Source organism: Marivita sp. S0852, from assembly GCF_046591575.1.
Taxonomy (GTDB): Bacteria; Pseudomonadota; Alphaproteobacteria; order Rhodobacterales; family Rhodobacteraceae; genus Marivita.
In genome coordinates, this window is the sequence record NZ_JBIQWA010000003.1 from 419182 (window position 1) to 442865 (window position 23684).

The window sequence follows — 23684 nt, forward strand, 5'->3', positions numbered from 1 at the left end:
CCCCAGATGGCGGTCGCGCGCGCAAACCGCGCCGTTCCGGCGCTGCACCGCACCCTTACCCCCACCGCGCGCCCAGATCCTGCCGGGTACGATCGACCCAATGGTCCTGCAACCACGGCGTCGGCTTTGCATATCTGATCAGCGATCCGCGATACCCCTCAATCGCCTCGGGCATCTTGGGCCGGCCATGAAAACACACAACCCTGGCGGCCTCGGGCAACCGGGCCGGGTGCAGGTAATTGCCGGGAAACGGATTGCAGTCATACTTAAAACTAACCACCCAATCCTCTGGAATATATGTGAAAACTGAATTCTCCATCGCTTTATGCGAGGTATAGCGCTGTTCGGACCCACGCGCCGTTTCAACCTCCGCATAAGCATCCGCCGCCAAATCTTCGTACAAAAACCCGTGCTGCGCCGGATCATACCGAAACACGGACCCATGCCCGGTCGGACGCCCCTTGCGCGCCTCCACCCAATCATGGCGCATAACAACATGCCCCGGTGCCAGCGCCAAGATTGCGTCCAAAGATCCGGTGATCACCACATCCAGATCAAACCCCAGCACAGGCCCCTCCAGATCGGCAATCAGCCCCGGTTTGAACAGCGAAACCTTGCGCATCGCGCCCTGCCGGTTCGCAACCTGCAACGCCGCGCGCATTGGCTCGGCGAAAGGCTCAACCGGCAGATCAAGAATTTCAATATCGGGGTGCAAACCGTCGGCCTGCTCGGTCATACATAAAAACCGCACCGGCATGGACAGGTTGCGGCGCACCCCCGAATACAGCCTGTTTACATATTCCGGTCCAAACAGCGTTCCCCATTTGATACAGGCAACCGTGGCATGAGATGGCAAAATCATGGTGTCCGCTTAGCAACGCGCCAGCGGAATGACCAGACGGTGCTTGTCCACCCCGGCGCGACGCGATATCTTAACCTCCGTCTTTCATCAGCCAAGAGGCCGTCATGATCCGTGTCTGCACGGTGGACATCTGCCCAAGCGTATTGCGCCGCAACCGCGTCTTGCCGCGCATCGGGCTGACCTTTGCACGTATCGCAGGATCTCTGTGTTGAACCGCGACGCGCTTGCCCAGCTTGGCTGGTCAAACCATTTCGCACAGCAACTGACCAAAGCCGACGCCGCTCTGACCCCGGCGCGGATCTCCGAAGTGCATCGCAGCCAATTGGTGGCCATGTCGCCCAAAGGCGAGCTCCGCCTGACCCCCACCGAGGTGACCAGCGCCTATGCGGTCGGGGATTGGGTGATGACCGATGGCAGCTCTGCCATACACCGCCTGACACCGTACACCGATCTGCACCGCAAAGCCGCCGGTCACAGCGCGACCGAACAACGGATCGCCGCCAATGTCGATACCGTCGGACTTGTGACCAGCTGCAACGACGATTTCAATGTCGCCCGGATAGAGCGTTATCTGGCCATGGCTTTGGCCTCGGGTGCTGTGCCGCTTGTCATCCTGACCAAAGCCGACCTGACCGACACAGCCGACACCTATCGCAAACAGGCCGAGCATGTGTCGCCGCTGGTCACGGCGATCACCATCAACGCCAAAGACCCGGACGATGTGCAGCGGCTCTTGCCGTGGTGCCGGGCCGCACAGACCCTTGCCCTGCTGGGGTCGTCAGGTGTCGGAAAAACCACGCTGCGCAACGCGCTGACCGGCGAAACCGCATCAACACAGACCGTTCGCCAGGACGATGCCAAGGGCCGCCACACCACCACACACCGCGCGCTGCGTCCCACGCAAGGCGGCGGCTGGTTGATCGACACCCCCGGCATGCGCGAATTGCAATTGTCCGGCACCGGCGACGGCATTGATGAACTGTTCGAGGACATCGACGCGCTTGCCACCCGATGCAAATTCTCGGATTGCGCCCATCACTCCGAACCGGGTTGCGCGGTCAAAGCGGCCTTGTCAGATGGAACTCTCGATCACGCCCGCTTTCACCGGTGGCAAAAGCTGAAGCGCGAGGATCAGTACAACTCCGAAACGCTGGCCATGTCCCGGTCACGCCAAAAGGCGTTCGCAAAGACGGTCAATGCGGCGGTGTCCGGCGCAGCGCAGAAAAAGCGTAACAAACGCTGAAAACGGCAAATGGCAAGTGGCAGGCCCGATCAGCCCGCCAGTGCCAGATCCTCCGCCCAAATTCAGGCGGCGGGCATCCGCTGTTCCACAATCTCGGCCCACCAGCTACAGCCCGCCGGGATCGCGTCGTCATTAAAATTATACTCCGGATGATGCACCGCCGCTGAATCCCCATTGCCGACAAGGATATACGCGCCTGGGCGCTCTTCGAGCATAAAGGCAAAATCCTCGCCTCCCATGACCAATGGCGCATCGTCACATCCGCCCGACACCGACGCCGCCACCTTGGCCGCGAACGCGGTCTGTTCCTCGTGGTTCACCATCACCGGATATCCCTTGTGATAACTCACATCCGCTGTGCCGCCAAAGGTCGCCGCCACTCCCTCGCAAACCGCCATGATCCGCTCTTCGGCCAGCGCGCGCATCTCGTTCGACATGGTGCGCACGGTGCCCTTGATCTGCACCCGCTGCGGGATCACGTTGAACGCTTTGGACGATGTTTCAAACGATGTGACGGACACCACGATCTGATCGGTCGGGTCCGCGTTGCGGCTGGCAATCGTCTGAAGCGTCAACACCGCCTGAGACGCCATCACGGTTGTGTCCACAGTTTCCTGCGGCTTGGCCGCATGTCCGCCACGCCCCTCGAACGTGATATCGAACTGGTCGGTCGCGGCGAAAAACGCTCCCGGCCGGATCGAAAAGCTGCCCACCGGTTTTCCGGGCCAATTGTGCATTCCATATACTTCCTGAATGCCCCAGCGGTCCATCATGCCGTCATCGCACATTTCCTTGCCGCCGCCGCCACCTTCTTCGGCGGGCTGGAAAATGACGACAACCGTGCCATCGAAATTGCGCGTCTCGCTCAGATATTTCGCGGCCCCCAAAAGCATCGCCGTATGTCCGTCATGTCCGCACGCATGCATCGCGCCATCGGTTTTTGACGCATAGTCCAGCCCCGTCTGTTCATGAATCGGCAACGCATCCATATCGGCGCGCAATCCGATCACCTTGCCGGATGTATCCGTCTTGCCCTTGATCACACCAACCACGCCGGTGCGGCCGATGCCTGTCACGACCTCTTCACAGCCGAACGCTTGTAACTTTTCGGCCACCAAAGCGCTTGTGCGATGCGTATCAAACAAGATTTCGGGGTGTTCATGCAGATCCCGTCGCCACGCGGTGATTTCAGTCTGCAATTCTGCAAATCGGTTTTTTACGGGCATGTCGGTGTTTCCTTTTGATCAGGTCGCGGCGGGCATCCGCCGCTCGGGACATTGGGCACACCAGCAGCACTTTGCCGGGATTGCCGTGTCCGAAAGATGATAGGCCGGGTGATGGCACGGGGCCATGATCCCGTTGCTTTGAAACCTATACGCTCTCTGTGTGGCTTCAAGCATATATCAAAGATGCGCCGCCCGACATCCCGGCGAAAGGCCAGATACCGATGTTGATCGGCGCATCCGCTTCAAATTTGCACAACACACGTAGAAACCGACTCTGTATGCAATTAAGGATGGTGTCATTGCCGGGCCATCTGGTCGGAAACCTGCGTTTGGCGTGCGCAGCACAGGCAGAACAGGATGCGCCCGATCTGGGATCAAGGGGAACACTGTTCCCGCGCACCCGATAAACAGACAGCGTCAACACCTTGCCCGGCGGGTTTTCCTCCTCCATGTGGAACGCTGTTCCAGTTCGGAGGCTGTCATGTTCGAGTCGTTTGGTTTTGAAACCCTCACCGCACCACAAGCTGCGGTCGGGCTTGCGGTGCTGCTTGGCCTGCTATTTGGCGGTTTGGCTGAACGCACCCGGTTTTGCTTTCGCCGCGGCCTTGTCGGCGATGACCGCCGTCAGGCCATGGGGGTCTGGCTGACCGCGCTGGCCGTTGCGGTGCTCGGCACGCAAGCCGCCGTCCAGGCTGGTTTGATCAGCTTCGACGCCCACCGCTTTATGACCGCCGATATCCCGTGGCTTGCGATCCTTGTCGGCGGCCTGATGTTTGGCGCTGGCATGGTTCTGACCCGTGGTTGCGTCTCGCGCCTCACCGTGCTGTCGGCCAGCGGCAACCTGCGCGCGGTTTTTGTTCTGGTGGTCTTTGCCATCACCGCACATGCCACTCTCAAAGGCGTTCTGGCCCCGGTTCGCACCACTCTGGGCTCTTTCACTCTGCCGCTTGGTGATTTTGTCACACTGGCCGCGCTGCCCGCTGGCGGGATTTTCTGGTCGGTGATCATCGCCGCTGCCGCATTGGTCACTGCCGTGACATCGGGCAATCGCACAACGACGCTCATTCTGGCAGCCCTGATTGGCCTTTTGGTGCCTGCAGGCTGGGTCGGAACCGGCTTTGTGCTGTTTGACGATTTCGATCCGGTCGCCCTGCAAAGCCTGTCCTTCACATCGCCGTTTGCCGATACATTGTTCTGGACCATCGCCTCAACCTCGATCCCGGCCAATTTCGGCGTGGGCCTTGTGGGCGGCGTGATTGTCGGCGCATGGATCACATCCATCGTCTTTGGCAGCTTCCAGTGGCGCTCGTTTGAAACCCCGTCCGAAACAGGTCGCTATGCCGGTGGTGCCGTGCTTATGGGGATCGGCGGCGTTCTGGCAGGCGGCTGCACCGTAGGAGCCGGTCTTGCCGGTGTTCCAACCCTGTCGGTTGCAGCGCTGATGGCGATCCTGTCCATCGCAGCAGGGGCGTTGGCGGCGCATGCGGTGCTCACCCGCACCCCGACCCGCACACGCCCCGTGGCACATCCGGCAGAATAAGTTCAGATCTCGATCTCATCCGTCTCCGCATCCGGCGCGGGAACCGCGTCGGGTGTTGGTGTTTCCGGCTTTCGCTTGATCAGAATATCACCATTGGGCAGAATGATCGGCGGCTCATAGGCCGACCAATCCTCGACCTCGTCCTGCAATGATCGCAGCGCCGGACCAAGGTCATCCGCAAATTCGCGCAACACCGGTCCGATCTCATCCGCCAGCCCCTCAAGCTGTTCCAGCGCCGGGTCCAGCTCGTCCATCAGCCCGCGAAAGAAAAGCTCGGCCCCCTGCTCCATCAGGTTTGACCCCTCTTCGGAATCGGACCCCTCCTCGGATAAGGCGGGGGCTGCGGCAAGGGTGACGATCAGGGCGGCGACAAACTGTTTCATACAGCCCATATAAGGGCGCGGCCCGCAAATTTCACGTCAGTTCCAGATCAAGCGTCACCGGAAAGTGATCAGACGCGTTCAAAAGCGCGTCGCACAGGTCCGGCGTATTCCAACAGACCGGGTCATCGAACGGATGCCAAATGCGCCAGCGTTTCGCCTTGGCGCGCAAATCCGGCGAAACCATCACGTAATCCAGCAACGCCTGCAAATAGCGGTGTTCCGTCGAAATAAAGAACCGCGCAGAGGTCGGTTGCCCCCCAAGCCGCCGCTCCAGCGCTTGCGCCGCATGCGGATCGAACAGCGCGGTATCGCCAGTGCCAAGAATGATTTCAACAGAGCTGCGCCCAAACAGATGTTCATATTCATCCAGCCCCGGACCATCGTTCAGATCCCCCAGAACCATCAACGCATCGCCCGCCGCAAGATGCTCGTCCACGCGTCTGCGCAGCCAGATCGCCTGTGCCAGTTGCTTGCGCCGGTTGGCAATCGACAGCCGCATGATCTCGTCGCGCGATGTCGCGCCATGCGGTGCCTTGGATTTCAGATGCGCGCCGATCATCCGCATCTGCTGCCCCGACGCCAGATGCGTCACCGCCACTTCCAACGGCGGCTTGGAAAAGACAACCTTGTCCTCGGTCGCATCAATATCAAGATCAATCCGAAAGGTGCCATCAAAACGCGGCGCGCCGTCGCCGGGCGGTGCCCCGGCCAGCGGAGCAGGCCCGCGCGGGTCGTGCCGGGCCGCCACCACATCCGGATCATACATCAGCGCGATCTCTTGCTGAGTGTCATTCGAAAACCCCATCAGCGCCTTGCGCGCGCGCAACTCAAACGCCGCGGCAAACGCCTCCAGCGCCGGAACCGTCTTGCGCGATCTGCTGGTGTCCGGCGCTTCGATCACCATCACCACATCCGCATCCAGCGCCGTAAAGACGATCCCCAGCGCCTCGACCTGCATCGCCTTGGTGATATTGTGGCGCGCCGACCAGCTGTCCTCGACCAGCACCCGTCCGGCATCGTCGAACAAGCTATCAAACCATTCGACATTATAGGTGGCAACGCGCATCAGGCCGGTTCGCGGGCCGAGATTTCCTCCCACGCGCGATTGATGTCGATCAGGCGCTTTTCCGACAGCTTCACCGCCTCTTCCGGCACGCCCCGCGCAATCATCACATCCGGATGACTGTCCCGCACCAGCCTGCGCCAGACCGCCCGGATCTCCTCAAGCGGCATGCCGGGGTCAACCCCAAGCACGTCAAACGGATCAGGCTCGGCATCCGGGACAAAACGCGATTTCAAACGCCGGAAGGATCCTTCGGGCAATTCGAATATATCGGCCACCTCTTGCAAGAACGCGTCTTCTCCGGGGTGATAGGTGCCATCCGCCATCGCGATATGAAACAGACCCTCCATGAGGTCACATAAGGTTCCGTTCTCCTCGCCGAACATCGACCTGATCCGCCGCGCATAATCCTCGAACCCGGCCACATCCTGCCGCGCCAGGTTGAACACCCGTGCCGCCCCAGCCTCATCCTCGGGTGCAATGTTGAACACTTCCCGAAACGCCATCACCTCGTCGCGCGTGACCAGACCGTCGGCTTTCGCCATCTTTGCCGACAACGCAATCACCGCAATGGTAAACGCAACGGTTTTCTCGGGCGGGGTGCGCAACCTGTCGAACACTTGCGTCAGGCTTTCACCCTTGGCAAGTGCCGCAACAGCGTCGGTTATGCGGGTCCAGATCGACATGCGGCGCAGTGTAAATCACGTCGCGGGATTTGTCAGTGCGGCATCCCTGTAGGGTAAGCCGCTAAACCGGATCGCACCACCGCTATCGCAAAATCCGGGGGCCCGCGCTGGTCTCAAAAGCCGCCGTCAAAGACGGGATCGGGCCAGTTTCAAATCTGACACGGGCGTCGGAAAAATGCGGCTCAAGCAGCGCCGCAAGCTCTTGTGCGTCCGGCGACACGATCTCAAGCGTGCTCAGGCGCAAATCCGTCGCCGGCAGGCTTTGCCCCGGAGGCATATCCGTATGCCATTGAAGTATTGCCGGAAACAGCCCGTCAAAGGGCAATTGGCCATCCTGTGGCACAATCATCGTCCAGCGCACATCACCCCGCGTCATGTGAACCGGCGCTCCTAGATCGGGAAACAGATCAAGTGCCGCCTGAATGTCGTCACAGCGCAGAATCCACTTATCCAGCCGCGCCGGCCTTTAAAGCGGTCCAACCTGAACCAGCGCGGATATGGCGGTTTGGGTTGCGACGGGTCCACGGCAATCGCCTCGAAATACATCCCGTCCGCAAGGCCCAGCAACTGGTTGTGGGTCGCCTGCCCCCCAGGCCCCAAAGCCATGCCAAGCGCCGCTTCGCTATGCGCAACCGCCTCGGCCAACGTCTCACCAGCAACCGCAATGTGATCCAGCTCGAACATCTCTGCCTCTTTCTTCTTGCGTCAAATATCCCTGGGGGGTGTGGGGGGACAGCGTCCCCCCACCCGGTCAAAGCGGCCCTGCCGATCCGAAAAGATCACGCCCGCGCTTCGCGGATCAGACGCAGAATATCCTGCGCCGCTTCGGGAATGTTCGTCCCCGGCCCAAAGATGGCTTTGACCCCGGCATCATACAGGAATTTGTAATCCTGCTGCGGGATCACCCCGCCGCAAATCACCAGAATATCCCCCGCCCCCTGCGCGTTAAGCTCTTTGACAAGCTCCGGTGCCAGCGTCTTATGTCCGGCGGCCTGAGACGAGATGCCAATCACATGCACATCATTGTCAATCGCGTCCTGCGCGGCTTCGGCAGGCGTCTGGAACAAGGGCCCCACATCCACATCAAAGCCAATATCGGCAAACGCCGTGGCAATCACCTTGGCCCCCCGGTCGTGCCCGTCCTGCCCCATCTTGACCACCAGCATCCGCGGGCGGCGGCCCTCATCCTCGGCAAAGCCTTCGACAGCGCGCTGGATGGCGGCAAAGCCTTCATCGCCCTCATAGGCCGCGCCATAGACCCCGGCCAATGTCTTGACCTCGGCCCGGTGACGGCCAAACACTTTTTCCATTGCCATGCTGATTTCCCCGACACTTGCCCGCGCCCGCGACGCTTCAACGGCTGCTTCCAACAAATTGCCACCCTCGGCGGCCCGCCGACCAAGCTCGGCCAATGCCGCATCACAGGCTGCCTGATCCCGGCTGCTGCGGATCTGCTCCAGCCGCGCGATTTGGGACTGGCGCACCTTGGCGTTGTCGATATCAAGGATGTCGAGGTCATCCTCCTTCTCCAAACGGTACTTGTTGACGCCCACGATGACATCCTCGCCCCGGTCAATCTGCGCCTGACGAGTCGCGGCGGTCTCTTCGATCCGCAGCTTCGGCATGCCAGAGGCCACCGCCTTGGTCATGCCGCCCATCTCGTCCACTTCCTCGATCAGCTTCCACGCCTCGGTGGCCAGATCATGCGTCAGCTTCTCAACATAGTAAGAGCCCGCCAACGGATCGACCACATTGGTCACGCCCGTTTCTTCCTGCAAAATCAACTGCGTATTCCGCGCAATTCGCGCAGAGAACTCAGTTGGCAAAGCAATCGCCTCGTCCAGCGCGTTGGTGTGAAGCGACTGTGTGCCGCCCAGAACCGCGCTCATCGCCTCATAGGCGGTGCGGATCACGTTGTTGTAGGGGTCCTGCTCGGCCAATGTGACGCCAGAGGTCTGGCAATGCGTGCGCAACATCTTGGAGCGGTCGTTCTTGGCTCCCAGATCATCCATGATCCGATACCACAGCATCCTGGCTGCCCGCAGCTTGGCCGCTTCCATGAAGAAGTTTTTGCCAATCGCAAAGAAGAACGACAGCCGCCCGGCGAACGTGTCCACATCCATGCCCCGGTCCATCGCCGTTTTCACATATTCCTTGCCGTCCGCCAGCGTATAAGCCAGCTCCTGCACAAGGTTCGCGCCCGCCTCCTGCATGTGGTAGCCCGAGATCGAGATCGAATTGAACTTCGGCATCTCGTTCGAGGTGTATTCGATGATATCCGCAATGATCCGCATCGACGGCTCGGGCGGATAGACATAGGTGTTGCGGACCATGAACTCCTTGAGGATGTCGTTCTGAATGGTCCCCGACAAGACGGAACGGTCATGGCCCTGCTCTTCTCCCGCCACGATGAAATTCGCCAGGATCGGAATCACCGCGCCGTTCATCGTCATCGACACCGACACCTTGTCCAGCGGAATACCGTCAAACAGGATCTTCATGTCCTCAACACTGTCAATCGCCACCCCGGCCTTGCCGACATCGCCCACAACCCGCTCGTGATCGCTGTCATAGCCCCGGTGCGTCGCCAGATCGAAGGCCACCGACACCCCCTGCTGCCCCGCTGCAAGGTTCTTGCGGTAAAACGCGTTCGATTCCTCGGCGGTGGAAAACCCCGCATATTGCCGGATCGTCCAGGGGCGGCCTGCATACATGGTCGCCTTCACCCCACGGGTGAACGGCGCTTCACCGGGCAAGGTGCCCAGATGCGGCAGGTCTTTCACATCTTCTTCGGTGTAAAGCGGTTGCACCTCGATGCCTTCCAGCGTCTGCCACGTCAGATCGTCCAGCGGACGTCCGCGAAGTTCCTTTTCAGCAAGGCTGCGCCATTTATCTGTCTTGGCTGTCATTGTCCTGTGATCCTTTGATTGTCTTTGACACCGGGTCTGCGCGGATCGCAGCGGCCTGTGCCGGGAGTGTGTGAAACTGCGCCAAATCGTCCACCTGGCTGCGCAAACCGGCCGGTCCCACGGCGTCGCATGGGCACATTCGGCACGTTCCGCACCGAAAACCCCTGCATATCATTCAAAATCGCCCTCATAATGCGCCTGCCTTGGCTGCCGGTTGGATGCCGAAAATATGTTGACCAGCGGCCTGTCGCCTCTTCGCTTTGGAGATCAGACGCACTATGTCTTTGGTTATGAACAAGAACTGGCCCGCCACTTTGGCACTTGCGGCATTGGCCCTGTCCATGCCTGCTTTTGCAACCGACGTATCCTCGCAGACCGCGCCTGCGGAACCAGATGTCGTTCTAAGCGCCGATGAGGTGTCTTTGGATGACTTTCTGTGGATCAACCGCCCCGTGGTGGTGTTTGCCGACACCCCCGCAGACCCGCGCTTTGTGCAGCAGATGCAGCTGCTCTTGCGCGAATATGATGAACTAGAGGTCCGCGACGTGGTTGTCATAACCGACACCGACCCCGACGCGCAAAGCGAGCTGCGCACCAAACTGCGCCCAAGGGGCTTTATGTTGGCGCTGATCGGCAAGGACGGGCAGGTCAAACTGCGCAAACCCCTGCCCTGGAGCGTGCGAGAACTAAGCCGCACCATCGACAAAATGCCCACGCGGCAACAGGAAATCCGGGACCGGCGGGTCAGCAACTTCTGACCCAGCCCGTTGCGCCGACACCGGAAAAACCCTATATTAACGGTGTGCGGCCAAGATACGCCGCCAAGCAGAGGTTTTGACATGTCGAACAAACCCATCAAACACAAACCCCCGATCACTGGTCAGACGGGGCCGCGCCCGGGCTATTGAGCTTAATACGCATCATGTGAAGAAATCCTCTTCAATCTCGCGCAGTTTGTAGACCTCCCTGACACGGCAACCAACTTCATGTGTGAGCATCAGCTTACCAAGCTGCGCACCGTCTATCAGAATAATTCGTGCGCCAAGCTTTTCCGCCGTGTGCAGGGCACCTTGGGTGAAACGCGATGTCGTGACGAAGATACCTTTCTGAACGTCTTTCAAGCTAAGTGCGCCGAAGAAGTCCCTGATCTCACCGCCGCCTACAGTGTTCTCAGATGAGTATCGTTTCGCCTGAATGTAGACTTGGTCGACGCCAAGCCGATCCATGTTGATGACACCATCAACCCCATTGTCGCTGGATTGCCCAAGAACACGGCCCGCATCAGCACCATGGCCGTAGCCCATTTTCATCAAAAGCTGCACAATTGCTGCCTCGAAGAAGGCTGGTGGAGCGGATTGCACCCGCTCGACCAATTCTTCCGCAAGAGCCGTGTCAATTTCCGATACAGATAGTTTCAGCAACTCTTCAGGGGTCGCCTCACTATCTGACGATGTTCCCCTAGTCGCAGATGCATCATCCTGCTTTGTCCGTAACCTGAATTGGTTGTACTCCGGAAACTGCTGAAGAAATCGCTTGTCGATTTTTTGAGGTTTGGCAGCAACCACCGCCCGTCCCGCATCAGTAATCCGGGCAAACCCACGCTGCGGAAAGGTCAACAAACCTGCCTGCTTGAGATACGTGCGTGCCCAACCAATCCGGTTTTTCAGACGTGTTTGTTTACCGCTCGGAAGAAGTGCATGTCGATCATCTTCAGATATCGAGAAGCGTGTGACGATACCTTCCTCAAGCTCGTCCATTGAAAGCTCTCCCTCGTGGGCAAGCTCCAAAACAGGCAACATCAGTGTCTGAAAATCGGGCACCATCTTGGCTATTCAAACTCCATGATGATGTCATCCACAGCAAGGCTATCGCCGGCGCCCGCGTTGATCTTGGACACCGTGCCCTTGCGCTCGGCGCGCAGAATGTTCTCCATCTTCATCGCCTCAACCGTACACAGCGCCTGCCCTTCCTGCACCTCGTCGCCGGCCTGCACATCGACTTTCACGATCAAACCGGGCATCGGACACAGCAACATTTTCGACGTATCGGGCGGCAGCTTTTCCGGCATCAGCCGCGCCAATTCCGCCTGACGCGGCGTGCGCACATGCACCTTGAGCTCGGCCCCGCGGGTCCGGATGCGGAATCCACCCGACACCTTGCCCACCTTCATCACCAATGGCGCGTCATCCACCATCATACGCGCCAACTGATCGCCGGGGGTCCAGTCACCGCTCACGCGCAGTTCGGCCCCATCGGCAAAGCGCACGGTCGATCCGGCCTTGTCGGCGGCGATGGTTACATCGAAATCCTGCCCCTGCAACGCGACGTTCCAGTTTTCCCCGACATGGCGTTCGTGATTGTCCAACGTACCCGAGATCCGCGCCCGCCGGATTTCCGCGACCCGGTTCATCGCCGCACAGGCCGCCGCCACCCGTTTCAGATCGGCATCATCCAGCGTCACACCGTCAAACCCGTCCGGGTATTCCTCTTCGATAAACGCAGTTGTCATATCGCCCGAGATGAATTTCGGATGATCCATGACCGCCGCCACAAAGGGCAGGTTATGCCCGATGCCCTCGACCTCGAAACTGTCCAGCGCATTGCGCATCGTTTCGATCGCCGTGGCGCGATCCGGCCCCCAGGTACACAGCTTGGCGATCATAGGGTCGTAATACATGCTGATCTCGCCGCCCTCAAAGACACCGGTGTCATTGCGCACGATCCCGTCGCCTAAAGCGCCCTCTTCCGGCGGGCGATAGCGGGTCAAACGCCCGATAGACGGCAGGAAATTACGATACGGGTCTTCGGCATAAAGACGGTTCTCAATCGCCCAGCCGTTGATTTTCACATCGTCCTGGCCGATCGACAGCTTTTCTCCATGCGCCACGCGGATCATCTGTTCGACCAGATCGACGCCGGTGATCAGCTCCGTCACGGGATGCTCCACCTGCAAACGGGTGTTCATCTCAAGGAAATAGAAATTTTTGTCCCCATCGACGATAAATTCGACCGTCCCGGCACTGGCATAGCCCACCGCCTTGGCCAAGGCGACCGACTGCTCGCCCATCGCGCGGCGCGTGGCCTCATCAAGAAACGGGCTGGGCGCCTCTTCCACAACCTTCTGGTTGCGCCGCTGGATCGAACATTCGCGTTCATTCAGGTAAATCCCGTTGCCATGCGCATCGCACAGTACCTGAATTTCAATGTGGCGCGGTTGGGTAACGAATTTTTCGATGAAAATTCGGTCATCGCCAAAACTGCTCGCCGCCTCGTTCTTCGACGACTGGAAGCCTTCGCGCGCCTCGTCATCGTTCCAGGCGATGCGCATCCCCTTGCCACCGCCGCCCGCAGACGCCTTGAGCATCACCGGATAGCCGATCTCGTTCGAGATCTTCACCGCCTCGTCGGCGTCCTCGATCAGCCCCATGTAACCGGGCACCGTCGACACGCCAGCCTCTTGCGCGATCTTCTTTGAGGTGATCTTGTCACCCATCTTTTCGATTGCACCGACCGGGGGTCCGACGAACGCCACGCCTTCGGCCTCCAACGCCTCGGCAAATTTGGGGTTCTCGGACAGGAACCCATACCCCGGATGCACCGCCTGCGCGCCGGATTGGCGGATGGCCTCCATCACCTTGTCGATGACGATATAGGACTGGTTGGCAGGCGACGGACCGATATGAACCGCCTCGTCCGCCATTTCGACATGCAGCGCGTTCTTGTCAGCATCCGAATAGATCGCCACCGTCTTGATACCCATCTTATGGGCCGTTTTGATCACCCGGCAGGCAATCTCGCCCCGGTTGGCAATCAGGATCTTGTCGAACATGGATGTCCCTTTCCGTCAGTCATGTCTTGGCCCGGGGATGCCCCCGCAGCAATGGCACAAAAAAGACCGCTCAGGCGCACAGCCCAAGCGGTCGAAGTTCGTGAGTGGTTTTTTAATGATGTGTCAGCAGCGTTCCGGGTAGGTCTGACAATACGCGACGTTGGCCGCGCCTCCGACCGCCGCACCGGTGAGCGGGTCGCCCCCAGTGGCCACTGCGGTGCCGGCCCCGGCCGCACCGCCCAAAAGCGCTTGCTCGCCCAGCGTGTCACCGCAGGCCGCAAGCCCCAACAAGACGCATATGGCAAGCGCCGGTTTCGGTATGCGTGTGGTCCAACCCATGTCTCTGCTCCTTCAAAATTCAGTGCCTGTAGACCATAAACACCCCGGATCGGCTCCGGGTTCCAGTCACAGACGCGCGAAGACCGATTTTTGGCGGAACTCTGCCAAAACCTGCAAGACAATGATCTGCAAAAGAAAAAGTCGGGCGCTTGGCGTGGGGTGTTGCCAAGACGCCCGACAGGGGAAGGGTAACGGTGAACATACGGCGCAATCTGCCAACGCCGTGTCACTAGGAACATCGCCACACTGTCAGAACCACGCGGCAGGTCAATCACCGATCCAATACAACCCAAGGTATCGGCCCATTCCCGCCCAAACTGACCCTGCGTAAGCGGCATCACGCCCATTCCCCGCCGTCAAACGCGTCTGGAAAGGCTGCCCGTGCCGCGGTTTCGTCAATGATCAGCAGCGCCTCATAGCTTTCGGGATCGAACGGATCGTCATAGGCCAGCACCTCGCGGCCAAACAGCCAGCTCAGCCGCCCGGCATCCAGATTGCCCCGTTCGAACGGTTCGGTCCCGAACTGCCGCCATAGCGCGGCCATGAATGCCGTATCCGCCCGACGGTCCGGTGCGCGGCGGTCGCGGTAGCGTTCGCGCATCGTGATCGGTGTCACACCTTTGGGATTCGGTCTGCGGATGGTGAATTGGAAATCCGTACCCGGAAGCCGCCCGGGAAAGCCGCGATGTTTCAGCATGGGACCCCCATGCAGCCAACGCGGGAAAAGGGGGCGAGCGGTGCCCGCCCCGTATTCAGTTCACTTGTATTTGCCGGTGTGTTTGGGTTCGTAGCTAATCGGCTCTGGGTCGATAACCACAAACTCTTCTTCGGCCTGTTGCTGGGCGCACGCTGAAAGCGCTGCCAAGAAACCGACCGCGGCAAGAAGCTTGATGCTCTTGGACATCTTGTTCTCCTGTCAGGTTCAAAGGACCCAACAAGACCTGATGGCCCTGCCTGTCCTCGGTTCGAGGTAGTGACTGCTTGGGTGCAGTCGCACCAAGGATAACGTGACTCCGGTGCAAAAAGATATCCACAGCCTGACAGATGAGCGGGTTGTGTCTCAAAAGACTCAACCCCGCCCTGCAACCGCAAGCGACCCCCAAGATATTGTGCAGACATCAGAAAAACTCCAAGATGCAGGTCTCGTTTTCGACACGATAGGCCTCGAAAAACTGGATGACATCGGGATTGGCCTCGCCAAAGGCGATTTCGGACTGGCTGAATGAAATCACGATCTGCTGCGGCTGTGGGTCGCTCTCGGCCAGCTGCGGCAATGCAAATGTCTCGCATAAATGCTGCATATCGCCCTCCACATCCTCATACGCGCGCCCCTCCTGCCCGATCTCTGGCGCAATAAACCGAAAGCGATGGATCGGCCCGTCACCGGGCTGATCCGAAAGCATTTCATGGAAACTCACAGCCTGGCCCGACGGCACCTCAAGCGGCGCTTCGGCAAAGACCGACCCAGCAAAAAAAAACAGTGCAACGACGTAGGGTGCGTGCTTGCCCGCACCGGCCCATTTCAGCCAACGCGACCGCGCTTTGGGGTTGTTCAGCACATCCTCCAACCGCGCCCGCACTGACGCGGACTGGCTCGATGCAGGCACCCGCCCCCCCGCTGTCACGCGCAGCCCGTCTGCCAGACGGTCCACCCGCACAACGGGCGAAAACCCCCGCACGTTCTGCAACGCCCGCCACAGATCCTGACGCACCTGCCGCGCCAGACGCCCCGCATCACAGATCGGAAAATCTGCCACTGCCGACACATCAAAGCGCGCAGGCAAATGCCGGGCCAAAACCAACCCGTCCGCATCGCGCAACATATGCCAGCCGTTCCGTGCCATCAGGTCCAATCCGTAGGGTGCGTGATTTCACGCACCGCGCCCCTTAAAGCGGAATATTGTCGTGTTTCTTCCACGGCATCTCTTGGCTCTTTGACCGCAACGCCGCAAAGGCCCGCGCGACCCGTTTGCGTGTGCTGTGTGGTTGGATCACCTCGTCGATGAAGCCACGTTCTGCCGCCACAAACGGGTTGGCGAACCGGTCTTCGTACTCGGCTGTATGGGCTGCGATTTTGTCCGGGTCGCCAAGGTCAGCGCGATGGATGATCTCGGTCGCGCCCTTGGCCCCCATCACGGCGATTTCCGAGGTGGGCCAGGCATAGTTCACATCCGCCCGCAGATGTTTGGACGCCATCACCACATAGGCCCCGCCATAGGATTTGCGGGTGATCACTGTCACCTTTGGCACCGTGGCCTCGCCATACGCAAACAGCAGTTTCGCGCCGTGCTTGATCACGCCGTTATATTCCTGACTGGTCCCCGGCAGGAAGCCCGGCACGTCCACCAGCGTCAGGATCGGGATCGAGAAGCAGTCGCAGAACCGCACAAACCGCGCGGCCTTGCGGGCGCTGTCAATGTCCAGAACACCCGCCAGAACCATCGGCTGATTGGCAACAACCCCAACGGTCTGCCCTTCCAGACGGATGAATCCGGTGATGATGTTCTTCGCGAAGTCTTCCTGAATTTCGTAAAAATCGGACTCATCCGCGATCTTGTGGATGAGTTCCTTCATATCGTAAGGCGTATTGGCGTTTGCCGGAACCAGCGTATCCAGGGACGATTCAACCCGGTCCACATCATCAAAAAACGGCCGCGTCGGCGCGGGCTGGCGGTTGTTGAGCGGCAGGAAGTCCACCAGACGGCGCACCTCGGCCAGCGCCTCAACGTCATTCTCGAACGCGCCATCGGCGACCGAGGACTTCTTGGTATGGGTCGACGCCCCACCCAATTCCTCCGCCGTCACCTGTTCGTTGGTGACGGTCTTCACCACATCCGGGCCGGTGACGAACATATAGCTGCTGTCCTTCACCATGAAGATGAAGTCCGTCATCGCAGGCGAATAGACCGCCCCGCCCGCACACGGCCCCATGATCACGCTGATCTGCGGCACGACGCCGGATGCCATGATGTTGCGCTGGAACACCTCGCCATAGCCCGCAAGGCTGTCCACGCCTTCCTGAATGCGCGCGCCACCGGAATCGTTGATCCCGATCACCGGCGCGCCGTTCTGCATCGCCATGTCCATGATCTTGCAAATCTTCATCGCGTGGGTCGCGGACACCGATCCGCCCAGCACGGTGAAATCCTGAGAGAAGACATAAACCATCCGCCCGTTGATCGTGCCCCAGCCGGTAACAACCCCGTCGCCTGCCGGCCGGTTCTTCTCCATGCCAAAGTCGGTGCAGCGGTGGGTGACGAACATATCGTATTCTTCAAAGCTGCCCTCATCGAGCAGAAGCTCGACCCGTTCCCGCGCCGTCAGCTTGCCGCGCCCGTGCTGCGCGTCGATGCGTTTCTGACCGCCCCCAAGGCGCGCATCGGCGCGGCGAATTTCCAGCTCTTGCAGAATATCTTTCATGGACCGTCCCTTTTTCGCTTTGCGCGACCATACTGCGCTGCGGCATTGCCTCAAGAGTAAATCAGCAAATTTGCAAACCGTGCATATCACCCTGTCTGCAATATGCAAATTTGCAAAATGCACCGCTACGCCAACGAATATGGACATTTCTCAAACACAGGCGTAGCGACATAGCATGAGCTACGCCGCAAAGGTCCGATTTCTGGACCGCGCCACGCCACCGCATATTGTCACATTGATCCTGCTTGCGGGTCTTTCGGCGTTGGTGATGAACATCTTTCTGCCGTCCCTGCCAAACATGGCCGCGCATTTCCAGACCGATTACAGCATCATGCAGCTGTCTGTCGCGGTGTATCTGGGTGTGAACGCGGTGCTGCAATTGGTGATCGGGCCAATCTCGGACAAGATGGGCCGCCGTCCAGTGATCCTTTGGGGGATCGCCGGGTTTTGCGCCGCCACCTTGGGCTGCATCTATGCACCCAGCATCGGGTGGTTCCTGTTTTTCCGCATGACCCAGGCTGTGATTGTGACCGCAATGGTGCTCAGCCGTGCGGTGGTGCGCGATTGCGTGCCGCAAGATCAGGCCGCGTCGATGATCGGCTATGTGACCATGGGCATGGCGGTGGTGCCGATGATCGGCCCAGCCTTCGGCGGTGTTCTGGATCAGGCCTTTGGCTGGCAGTCGAATTTCTGGCTGCTGTTCATCCTTGGCGTTGGCCTTTACTGGCTGACCTGGTCCGACCTTGGCGAAACCGCCGCGACCAGCGGCCTGACATTAGGGGCGCAGTTCAAGCAATATCCCGAACTTCTGACCAGCCCACGGTTTTGGGGCTACGCGCTGGCCTCCGGCCTCGCTTCGGGCGCGTTCTTTGCCTATCTTGGCGGCGCGCCGTTTGTTGGCACCGAGGTGTTCGGAATGTCGCCCGCCACGCTTGGCTTTTTCTTCGGAGCCCCGGCCATCGGATATTTCGCAGGCAATTTCGTTTCGGGCCGCTATTCCGCGCGGATCGGCGTGAACCGCATGGTCTATATCGGCTCCTTGATCAACGGCACCGGAATTTCGCTGTCGATCCTCGTGTTCTGGCTGGGGCTTGGCACTCAGTGGACGTTTTTCGGCTTCATGACCTTTGTCGGCCTTGGCAACGGCATGATCATCCCGAACGCCACAGCAGGCATGCTGTCGGTGCGCCCGCATCTGGCCGGGACAGCCTCTGGGCTGGGCGGGGCAATCATGCTGGGGGGCGGTGCCGCGTTGTCGGCGCTGGCGGGTGTTCTGCTGGTGCCGGGCTCTGGCCCGTGGCCGCTGCTGTGGATCATGCTGGCCACCGCCCTGGGGGCAATCATTGCGATCCGGTTTGTCATCTGGCGCGCGGCCCGGCTGGCAGGGCTGGACAGCGGCTGACGGATTTGCAAACTCGGCACCCAAAGCTGCAAACTTGCAAAGGGATGTCATGGCGACCCAAAAACTCTATGCCGGTGCCAAGCTGCGCGAAATCCGCACCCGGCTTGGCATCACCCAGCGCGATTTTTCCACCAAGATGGGCGTGTCCCTGCCCTATCTCAACCAGATGGAAAACAACAAGCGCCCGCTCTCCACCACGGTGGTGCTGGCGCTGGCGCAGGAGTTTGGCGTTGATGTTACCGAGCTGGGTCAGGGCGATGCCGAGAGGATGATCTCGGATATGCGCGAAGCGCTGGCCGATCCGGTCTTTGCCGATGCCGCGCCGCCGGTGGCCGATCTGCGGCTAACGGCCTCGAACGCGCCGGGTCTTGCGCGGGCGTTTCTTGAACTGCACCGCGCGTATCGGCAGACCCATGAACGTCTGGCCTCTCTGGATGAGGCCCTGGGCCGCGAGGGCGCGCAATTGCAGCCAAGCCCCTGGGAAGAGGTGCGCGATTTCTTTCACTATTGCGACAACTATATCGACGCCGTCGACCGCGCGGCAGAGCGCGTGGCCACGAAACTCACCGGCTCTGACCGGGTGCGCGCCGCGATCCGGGGACTTGAGTCAGAAGGGCTGCATGTGCGCTTTGCCAACACCGCCGATCTGCGCCGGTTCGACGCGTTGCGACAGGAACTGACCCTGTCTTCTTTGGCGGCACCGGAAACCCAGACCTTTCAGATGATGCTGCAACTGGCGCTGGCCCGGCATGGCAAGCTGCTGGATGCGACGCTTGATCTGGCGCGGTTCCAATCCGACGCCGCCCGCGACATCGCGCGGCTGGGGCTGGCCAATTACTTTGCCGGGGCGGCGGTCATGCCTTACGGGCAATTCCTGCAAGCCGCCCAGGACACGCGGCACGATCTGGAACTGATGGCGCGACGGTTTGGGGCCTCGATCGAGCAGGTGGCGCACCGTCTGTCCACCCTGCAACGGCCCGGGGCCAAAGGGATTCCGTTCTTCTTTGTCCGCGTCGATCAGGCGGGCACGATCACCAAGCGCCATTCGGCCACGCGGCTGCAATTTGCGCGTTTCGGCGGGGCCTGTCCACTGTGGAACGTGCATCGCGCGTTTGAAACGCCGGGGCGGTTCCTGCGGCAATTGGCCGAAACACCCGACGGGGTGCGCTATATTTCCCTTGCGCGCGATGTGTCAAAAACCGGCGGTCATTTCGGCGCACCAGTGCGGCGCTATGCGATTGCGCTGGGATGTGAGGTGAAACATGCCAGCGCACTGGTCTATGCCGATGGTCTGGATCTGAGCCGTGACGGTGCCTTTGAACCTATCGGCATTTCCTGCCGCATCTGCGAGCGGTCCAATTGCCACCAACGCTCGGTCCCGCCGCTGGAACGCAAATTGACGATCCAGACGCATCGGCGGGGCATTCTGCCTTATGAGTTGAACTGACGCATGCTGCGTTGAGGTATCGGGATGTTTCCGATGCCGGAAACATATGAGGCGCTGCCTCAAACTCCGAGGTATTTTCAGCCCAAAGAAGCCATATCCTGCGCGACAGGCCAGCGCTGCGCCAGGTTTGCCATCAGGGCGCGATCTGTGTCATCACAGGGGCCCTTTGCCGAGGGGCGGAACCGCAGGCGGAAACTGTGCAGAACATCATCATGCGGCACATCTGCGGTGTAGCCGAACCGGCGGGCGTTTTCGTCAAAGCAGCCCGATCCCTTGGCCTCTGGCCAGATCGACAGGCCCTGTCGCGCCAAGCGTTGCCAATCAAACCGCGCGCCGGGGTCGATTTTGCGACCGGGGGCCATATCGGAATGACCGATCACACGGTCCGGCGGAATGGCGTGGCGGTTCAGAATATCAGCAAGCAGCGCATCCAGCGCATCCATCTGGCGGGCGGCGAATGGGGTAAAGCCGGTGTTTGAGATCTCGATCCCGATCGAGCGCGAATTGACATCGGTCACATCGCCCCATCGCCCCGCCCCGGCATGCCAGGCGCGATCGGCCTCATCGACCAGATGCCAGACCGTGCCGTCCGGGGCGAGCACGTAATGGGCCGAGACCTGGGCCTCGGGGGTGCAGAGCCAGTCGCGCGCTTTGGCCGCGCAGTCCATCGCGGTGTAATGCAGCACCACCATATCCGGCACGGCACCATTGCGGCGTGGGCCGCAATTGGGTGATGGGTGCCAGAGAGGCGTCAGTTGCGCACCGCACGGAACGGTGCCGGATCCCAGCCACAGGCAAAGCCGTCGCCATCGGGATCAAGCGTCTGCCGGTCGCGTTCTGGCCCACCAGCGGCCAAAAACGCCTCTTGCGCCAGATCAGAGGACGTGAAGGCGGCACAGGCGCGTTGATGGCGGGCTTCGGAGGCAAAAGCGGACCGCCGATAGATTGGCGCGCCTTTGGGGTTTGTGGTTTGCAGGGCGTAGGCCACGATGTTGGGGGTGTCACTGCCAGGACGTGTGGGCAGGGCTTCGGGGGCGATGACCTGATAGCGGGCGCGATTCTGCGCGATCAGCGCAGCGTCGCTTTCGATTGACCGCGAATTGGACACCGCGTCGAAATCATTTTCGCCCGACAGCCCGGCTTCGTTGCGCACGATTTGCGGCGCGGGGTTGCTGGGAGAGGCCTGCACCGGGTCGATCCCGGAATTGGCCGCGCGGGCGTCGCGTTGGGCTTGATCCTCGGGGCTGAGGGCCGAGAGCGGCGCGCCAGCTACGGTTGGGGGGGCACCGATGGTGGTTGGCCGGGCGCGGCCTTCGAGAACTGCATCGCGTTGCTGTTGGTAATTGTCATAGCGATCAAAGCCGACGCCCTGCGCGCTATCGGGGATTTCCGAAGTGCAGGCCGCCAGTGCAAGCAAAGCGGCCCCACTGGCCCATCTGCGAAAGGATGCTGGTTTCATAATCCTGTCCTGCCTGTTTTCGGCGCGGTTTACCACCATTTCGCAGGTTTTGCCACGAAGCCCGCAGCCTGTTCCAGCGCGTAAGCGGTATTTAGCAGGTCGCCCTCTTCCCACGGGCGGCCAATCAGTTGCAGCCCCAGCGGAAGACCATTCTTGTCGACACCGGCGGGAACCGAGATCCCCGGCAGGCCCGCCAGATTGACGGTCACGGTGAACACATCGTTGAGATACATCTCGACCGGGTCGGACACGTCTTTGCCCAGCTCAAACGCCGCAGAGGGGGTGGCCGGTGTCAGAATGGCATCGACGCCTTGTGCGAAGACATCTTCAAAGTCTTTCTTGATCAATGTCCGCACCTTGCGGGCGCGGTTGTAATAGGCGTCGTAGAAGCCGGCGGACAGCACATAGGTGCCCACCATCACGCGGCGCTGCACTTCGGGGCCAAAGCCTTCGGCGCGGGTTTTCTCGTACATCTCGGTGATGCCGTCGCCCTGCGCCAGCTTGGCCCGGTGGCCATACCGCACGCCGTCATAGCGCGCGAGGTTGGAAGACGCCTCGGCGGGCGCGATCACGTAATAGGCGGGCAGCGCGTATTTGGTGTGCGGCAGGGAGATATCTACGATCTTGGCCCCGGCCTCTTCGAGCATCTTGCGGCCCTCGGTCCAGAGCACCTCGATGGCGTCGGGCATGCCGTCCATGCGGTATTCGCGCGGGATGCCGATGGTTTTGCCTTTGATGTCGCCGGTCAGCATTGCTTCGAAATTCGGCACCGGCAGGTCCGCCGACGTGCTGTCTTTCGGGTCGTGCCCGCACATCGCCTCTAACATGATGGCAGCGTCGCGCACGTCTTTCGTCATGGGCCCGGCCTGATCGAGGCTGGAGGCAAAGGCCACGATGCCCCAACGCGAACAGCGCCCGTAGGTTGGCTTGATCCCGGTGATGCCGGTAAAGGCCGCAGGCTGACGGATCGACCCGCCGGTGTCGGTGCCGGTGGCGCCAAGGCACAGGTCTGCCGCAACCGCGCTGGCCGAACCACCCGAGGACCCGCCGGGGGTCAACGCGGTGTCGTCATTGCCGCGCCGCCACGGGTTGACCGCATTGCCATAGGTCGAGGTCTCGTTCGACGAGCCCATGGCAAACTCGTCCATGTTGAGCTTGCCCAGCATCACCGCGCCCGCATCGAACAGCTGGCCCGAGACAGTGCTTTCGTATTCCGGCTTGAACCCGTTGAGGATCGCGCTGGCGGCCTGGGACGGTACGCCTTTGGTGCAGAACAGATCCTTGATGCCCAGCGGGATGCCGCACAGGTCCGGCGCGTCGCCCGCCTTGATCCGGTCATCGGCAGACCGCGCCTGCCCCATCGCCACTTCGGGCGTTTTGTGAACGAATGCTCCCAATGCGTCGGCCGCGTCGATCGCTGTGAGACAGGCCTCGGTCAGCTCGACCGAGCTTACATCGCCAGCGCGCAAAGCGTCACGGGCTTCGGCGATTTTCAGTTTTGTCAGATCCGTCATTATTCAACCACCTTTGGCACCGCAAAGAACCCCTCGCGCGCGTCTGGCGCGTTGGCCAGAACCTTGTCCTGATATCCGCCATCCGTGACGCCATCTTCGCGGCGTTTCAGGCGCATCGGCGTGACCGACACCATCGGCTCTACGCCGTCGACATCGACCTCGTTCAGCTGCTCGATGAAGCCAAGAATGGTCGAAAACTCTTGCGCCAAAGCAGGCAGGTCGTCGTCTTCAACGCGGATGCGCGCCAGTTTGGCCACGCGTGCGGCGGTTTCGATGTCGATGGACATGGTCGGGTGCCCCCTGAAAGTGCCAGAAAGTGAATGTCGCGAACTTGGGGCAGCGTTTAGCCATGCATCCCGATG

Annotated in this window: 22 protein-coding genes and 1 pseudogene; 5 read left to right on the forward strand and 18 right to left on the reverse strand. The window is 60.5% G+C overall.

Features of this window, described 5'->3' with window-relative positions; translation table 11 throughout:
• Positions 1-55 precede the first annotated feature (55 nt).
• Positions 56-862 carry a glycosyl transferase gene (locus ACG74X_RS08500; protein WP_411233974.1) on the reverse strand — a complete coding sequence of 269 codons (807 nt, stop codon included), beginning with the start codon at positions 860-862 and terminating at the stop codon, positions 56-58.
• 208 nt (positions 863-1070) lie between these two features.
• Between ACG74X_RS08500 and rsgA the strand changes: the two genes are divergently transcribed.
• The gene (gene rsgA / locus ACG74X_RS08505) at positions 1071-2105 is read left to right on the forward strand and encodes a ribosome small subunit-dependent GTPase A (RefSeq protein ID WP_411233976.1); all 1035 of its coding nucleotides are present in this window, start codon (positions 1071-1073) and stop codon (positions 2103-2105) included.
• Positions 2106-2167: 62 nt separating this feature from the next.
• Here rsgA and ACG74X_RS08510 read toward each other — a convergent pair whose 3' ends face one another.
• A complete protein-coding gene (locus ACG74X_RS08510) occupies positions 2168-3331 on the reverse strand; it encodes a M20 aminoacylase family protein (RefSeq protein WP_411233978.1) in 1164 nt (387 codons plus the stop codon).
• Between the two features lie 481 nt (positions 3332-3812).
• Here ACG74X_RS08510 and ACG74X_RS08515 point away from each other — a divergent pair, with 481 nt between their 5' ends.
• Positions 3813-4871, forward strand: a complete 1059-nt coding sequence (locus ACG74X_RS08515; RefSeq protein WP_411233980.1) for a YeeE/YedE family protein — start codon at positions 3813-3815, stop codon at positions 4869-4871.
• Positions 4872-4873: 2 nt separating this feature from the next.
• Here the strand turns inward: ACG74X_RS08515 and ACG74X_RS08520 are convergent, their stop codons facing one another.
• The 5 genes and pseudogenes from ACG74X_RS08520 to scpA form a co-directional block, all read right to left on the reverse strand.
• Positions 4874-5254 carry a hypothetical protein gene (locus ACG74X_RS08520; protein WP_411233982.1) on the reverse strand — a complete coding sequence of 127 codons (381 nt, stop codon included), beginning with the start codon at positions 5252-5254 and terminating at the stop codon, positions 4874-4876.
• Positions 5255-5285: 31 nt separating this feature from the next.
• The gene (locus ACG74X_RS08525; protein ID WP_411234213.1) at positions 5286-6320 is read right to left on the reverse strand and encodes an endonuclease/exonuclease/phosphatase family protein; all 1035 of its coding nucleotides are present in this window, start codon (positions 6318-6320) and stop codon (positions 5286-5288) included.
• Positions 6320-7003 carry a TerB family tellurite resistance protein gene (locus ACG74X_RS08530; protein ID WP_411233984.1) on the reverse strand — a complete coding sequence of 228 codons (684 nt, stop codon included), beginning with the start codon at positions 7001-7003 and terminating at the stop codon, positions 6320-6322. The genes ACG74X_RS08525 and ACG74X_RS08530 overlap by 1 nt, the downstream gene beginning before the upstream one ends.
• 82 nt (positions 7004-7085) lie before the next feature.
• A pseudogene (locus tag ACG74X_RS08535) lies at positions 7086-7687 on the reverse strand (VOC family protein).
• A gap of 95 nt (positions 7688-7782) precedes the next feature.
• Positions 7783-9912: a methylmalonyl-CoA mutase gene (gene scpA, locus ACG74X_RS08540; protein WP_411233986.1), complete on the reverse strand. Its 2130-nt coding sequence runs from the start codon at positions 9910-9912 to the stop codon at positions 7783-7785.
• A gap of 290 nt (positions 9913-10202) precedes the next feature.
• On the opposite strand from scpA, the gene ACG74X_RS08545 reads away from it, so the two are divergent.
• The gene (locus tag ACG74X_RS08545; protein ID WP_411233988.1) at positions 10203-10670 is read left to right on the forward strand and encodes a DUF4174 domain-containing protein; all 468 of its coding nucleotides are present in this window, start codon (positions 10203-10205) and stop codon (positions 10668-10670) included.
• 162 nt (positions 10671-10832) lie between these two features.
• Here the strand turns inward: ACG74X_RS08545 and ACG74X_RS08550 are convergent, their stop codons facing one another.
• The 7 genes from ACG74X_RS08550 to ACG74X_RS08580 all read right to left on the reverse strand — a co-directional run bounded on the left by ACG74X_RS08550 (position 10833) and on the right by ACG74X_RS08580 (position 17500).
• A complete protein-coding gene (locus tag ACG74X_RS08550; RefSeq protein ID WP_411233990.1) occupies positions 10833-11735 on the reverse strand; it encodes a restriction endonuclease in 903 nt (300 codons plus the stop codon).
• A gap of 5 nt (positions 11736-11740) precedes the next feature.
• The gene (locus ACG74X_RS08555; RefSeq protein WP_411233992.1) at positions 11741-13741 is read right to left on the reverse strand and encodes an acetyl-CoA carboxylase biotin carboxylase subunit; all 2001 of its coding nucleotides are present in this window, start codon (positions 13739-13741) and stop codon (positions 11741-11743) included.
• Between the two features lie 123 nt (positions 13742-13864).
• Complete coding sequence (locus ACG74X_RS08560; protein ID WP_411233994.1) at positions 13865-14080, reverse strand: hypothetical protein; 216 nt, start codon at positions 14078-14080, stop codon at positions 13865-13867.
• A 337-nt stretch (positions 14081-14417) separates the two neighbouring features.
• A complete protein-coding gene (locus ACG74X_RS08565; RefSeq protein WP_411233996.1) occupies positions 14418-14777 on the reverse strand; it encodes a hypothetical protein in 360 nt (119 codons plus the stop codon).
• A 60-nt stretch (positions 14778-14837) separates the two neighbouring features.
• The gene (locus ACG74X_RS08570) at positions 14838-14984 is read right to left on the reverse strand and encodes a hypothetical protein (RefSeq protein ID WP_411233998.1); all 147 of its coding nucleotides are present in this window, start codon (positions 14982-14984) and stop codon (positions 14838-14840) included.
• Between the two features lie 214 nt (positions 14985-15198).
• Entirely contained in the window at positions 15199-15924 is a 726-nt protein-coding gene (locus ACG74X_RS08575) for a DUF6497 family protein (RefSeq protein WP_411234000.1), read from the reverse strand.
• A 43-nt stretch (positions 15925-15967) separates the two neighbouring features.
• On the reverse strand, positions 15968-17500 hold the full coding sequence (locus ACG74X_RS08580) for an acyl-CoA carboxylase subunit beta (protein ID WP_411234002.1): 1533 nt from the start codon (positions 17498-17500) through the stop codon (positions 15968-15970).
• 175 nt (positions 17501-17675) lie between these two features.
• Between ACG74X_RS08580 and ACG74X_RS08585 the strand changes: the two genes are divergently transcribed.
• The gene (locus ACG74X_RS08585) at positions 17676-18902 is read left to right on the forward strand and encodes a multidrug effflux MFS transporter (RefSeq protein WP_411234004.1); all 1227 of its coding nucleotides are present in this window, start codon (positions 17676-17678) and stop codon (positions 18900-18902) included.
• Positions 18903-18951: 49 nt separating this feature from the next.
• Positions 18952-20349, forward strand: a complete 1398-nt coding sequence (locus ACG74X_RS08590; RefSeq protein ID WP_411234006.1) for a helix-turn-helix domain-containing protein — start codon at positions 18952-18954, stop codon at positions 20347-20349.
• Between the two features lie 77 nt (positions 20350-20426).
• On the opposite strand, the gene ACG74X_RS08595 is transcribed toward ACG74X_RS08590, so the two are convergent.
• Genes ACG74X_RS08595 through gatC form a run of 4 tightly spaced genes read right to left on the reverse strand, consistent with a single transcriptional unit; the run spans position 20427 to position 23609 of the window.
• Positions 20427-21041, reverse strand: a complete 615-nt coding sequence (locus ACG74X_RS08595; RefSeq protein ID WP_411234215.1) for an N-acetylmuramoyl-L-alanine amidase — start codon at positions 21039-21041, stop codon at positions 20427-20429.
• 59 nt (positions 21042-21100) lie between these two features.
• Complete coding sequence (locus tag ACG74X_RS08600; RefSeq protein WP_411234008.1) at positions 21101-21808, reverse strand: hypothetical protein; 708 nt, start codon at positions 21806-21808, stop codon at positions 21101-21103.
• Between the two features lie 29 nt (positions 21809-21837).
• A complete protein-coding gene (gene gatA, locus ACG74X_RS08605; RefSeq protein ID WP_411234010.1) occupies positions 21838-23322 on the reverse strand; it encodes an Asp-tRNA(Asn)/Glu-tRNA(Gln) amidotransferase subunit GatA in 1485 nt (494 codons plus the stop codon).
• Positions 23322-23609, reverse strand: coding sequence for an Asp-tRNA(Asn)/Glu-tRNA(Gln) amidotransferase subunit GatC (gene gatC / locus ACG74X_RS08610; protein ID WP_411234012.1), 288 nt, complete (start codon positions 23607-23609; stop codon positions 23322-23324). Before gatC ends, gatA begins: the two co-directional genes overlap by 1 nt.
• Positions 23610-23684: the final 75 nt, after the last annotated feature.

Excerpts from the sequence above, each read along its gene's own strand:
- ACG74X_RS08515 (WP_411233980.1), top strand. The coding sequence starts at position 3,813 with ATGTTCGAGTCGTTTGGTTTTGAAACCCTCACCGCACCACAAGCTGCG.
- ACG74X_RS08545 (WP_411233988.1), top strand. The coding sequence starts at position 10,203 with ATGAACAAGAACTGGCCCGCCACTTTGGCACTTGCGGCATTGGCCCTG.
- ACG74X_RS08580 (WP_411234002.1), bottom strand. The coding sequence starts at position 17,500 with ATGAAAGATATTCTGCAAGAGCTGGAAATTCGCCGCGCCGATGCGCGC.
- gatC (WP_411234012.1), bottom strand. The coding sequence starts at position 23,609 with ATGTCCATCGACATCGAAACCGCCGCACGCGTGGCCAAACTGGCGCGC.
- ACG74X_RS08520 (WP_411233982.1), bottom strand. The coding sequence starts at position 5,254 with ATGAAACAGTTTGTCGCCGCCCTGATCGTCACCCTTGCCGCAGCCCCC.
- ACG74X_RS08565 (WP_411233996.1), bottom strand. The coding sequence starts at position 14,777 with ATGCTGAAACATCGCGGCTTTCCCGGGCGGCTTCCGGGTACGGATTTC.
- ACG74X_RS08530 (WP_411233984.1), bottom strand. The coding sequence starts at position 7,003 with ATGTCGATCTGGACCCGCATAACCGACGCTGTTGCGGCACTTGCCAAG.
- ACG74X_RS08500 (WP_411233974.1), bottom strand. The coding sequence starts at position 862 with ATGATTTTGCCATCTCATGCCACGGTTGCCTGTATCAAATGGGGAACG.
- scpA (WP_411233986.1), bottom strand. The coding sequence starts at position 9,912 with ATGACAGCCAAGACAGATAAATGGCGCAGCCTTGCTGAAAAGGAACTT.
- ACG74X_RS08555 (WP_411233992.1), bottom strand. The coding sequence starts at position 13,741 with ATGTTCGACAAGATCCTGATTGCCAACCGGGGCGAGATTGCCTGCCGG.
- ACG74X_RS08570 (WP_411233998.1), bottom strand. The coding sequence starts at position 14,984 with ATGTCCAAGAGCATCAAGCTTCTTGCCGCGGTCGGTTTCTTGGCAGCG.
- ACG74X_RS08600 (WP_411234008.1), bottom strand. The coding sequence starts at position 21,808 with ATGAAACCAGCATCCTTTCGCAGATGGGCCAGTGGGGCCGCTTTGCTT.
- ACG74X_RS08590 (WP_411234006.1), top strand. The coding sequence starts at position 18,952 with ATGGCGACCCAAAAACTCTATGCCGGTGCCAAGCTGCGCGAAATCCGC.
- ACG74X_RS08560 (WP_411233994.1), bottom strand. The coding sequence starts at position 14,080 with ATGGGTTGGACCACACGCATACCGAAACCGGCGCTTGCCATATGCGTC.
- ACG74X_RS08585 (WP_411234004.1), top strand. The coding sequence starts at position 17,676 with ATGAGCTACGCCGCAAAGGTCCGATTTCTGGACCGCGCCACGCCACCG.
- ACG74X_RS08550 (WP_411233990.1), bottom strand. The coding sequence starts at position 11,735 with ATGGTGCCCGATTTTCAGACACTGATGTTGCCTGTTTTGGAGCTTGCC.
- ACG74X_RS08595 (WP_411234215.1), bottom strand. The coding sequence starts at position 21,041 with ATGGTGGTGCTGCATTACACCGCGATGGACTGCGCGGCCAAAGCGCGC.
- gatA (WP_411234010.1), bottom strand. The coding sequence starts at position 23,322 with ATGACGGATCTGACAAAACTGAAAATCGCCGAAGCCCGTGACGCTTTG.
- ACG74X_RS08575 (WP_411234000.1), bottom strand. The coding sequence starts at position 15,924 with ATGGCACGGAACGGCTGGCATATGTTGCGCGATGCGGACGGGTTGGTT.
- ACG74X_RS08525 (WP_411234213.1), bottom strand. The coding sequence starts at position 6,320 with ATGCGCGTTGCCACCTATAATGTCGAATGGTTTGATAGCTTGTTCGAC.
- ACG74X_RS08510 (WP_411233978.1), bottom strand. The coding sequence starts at position 3,331 with ATGCCCGTAAAAAACCGATTTGCAGAATTGCAGACTGAAATCACCGCG.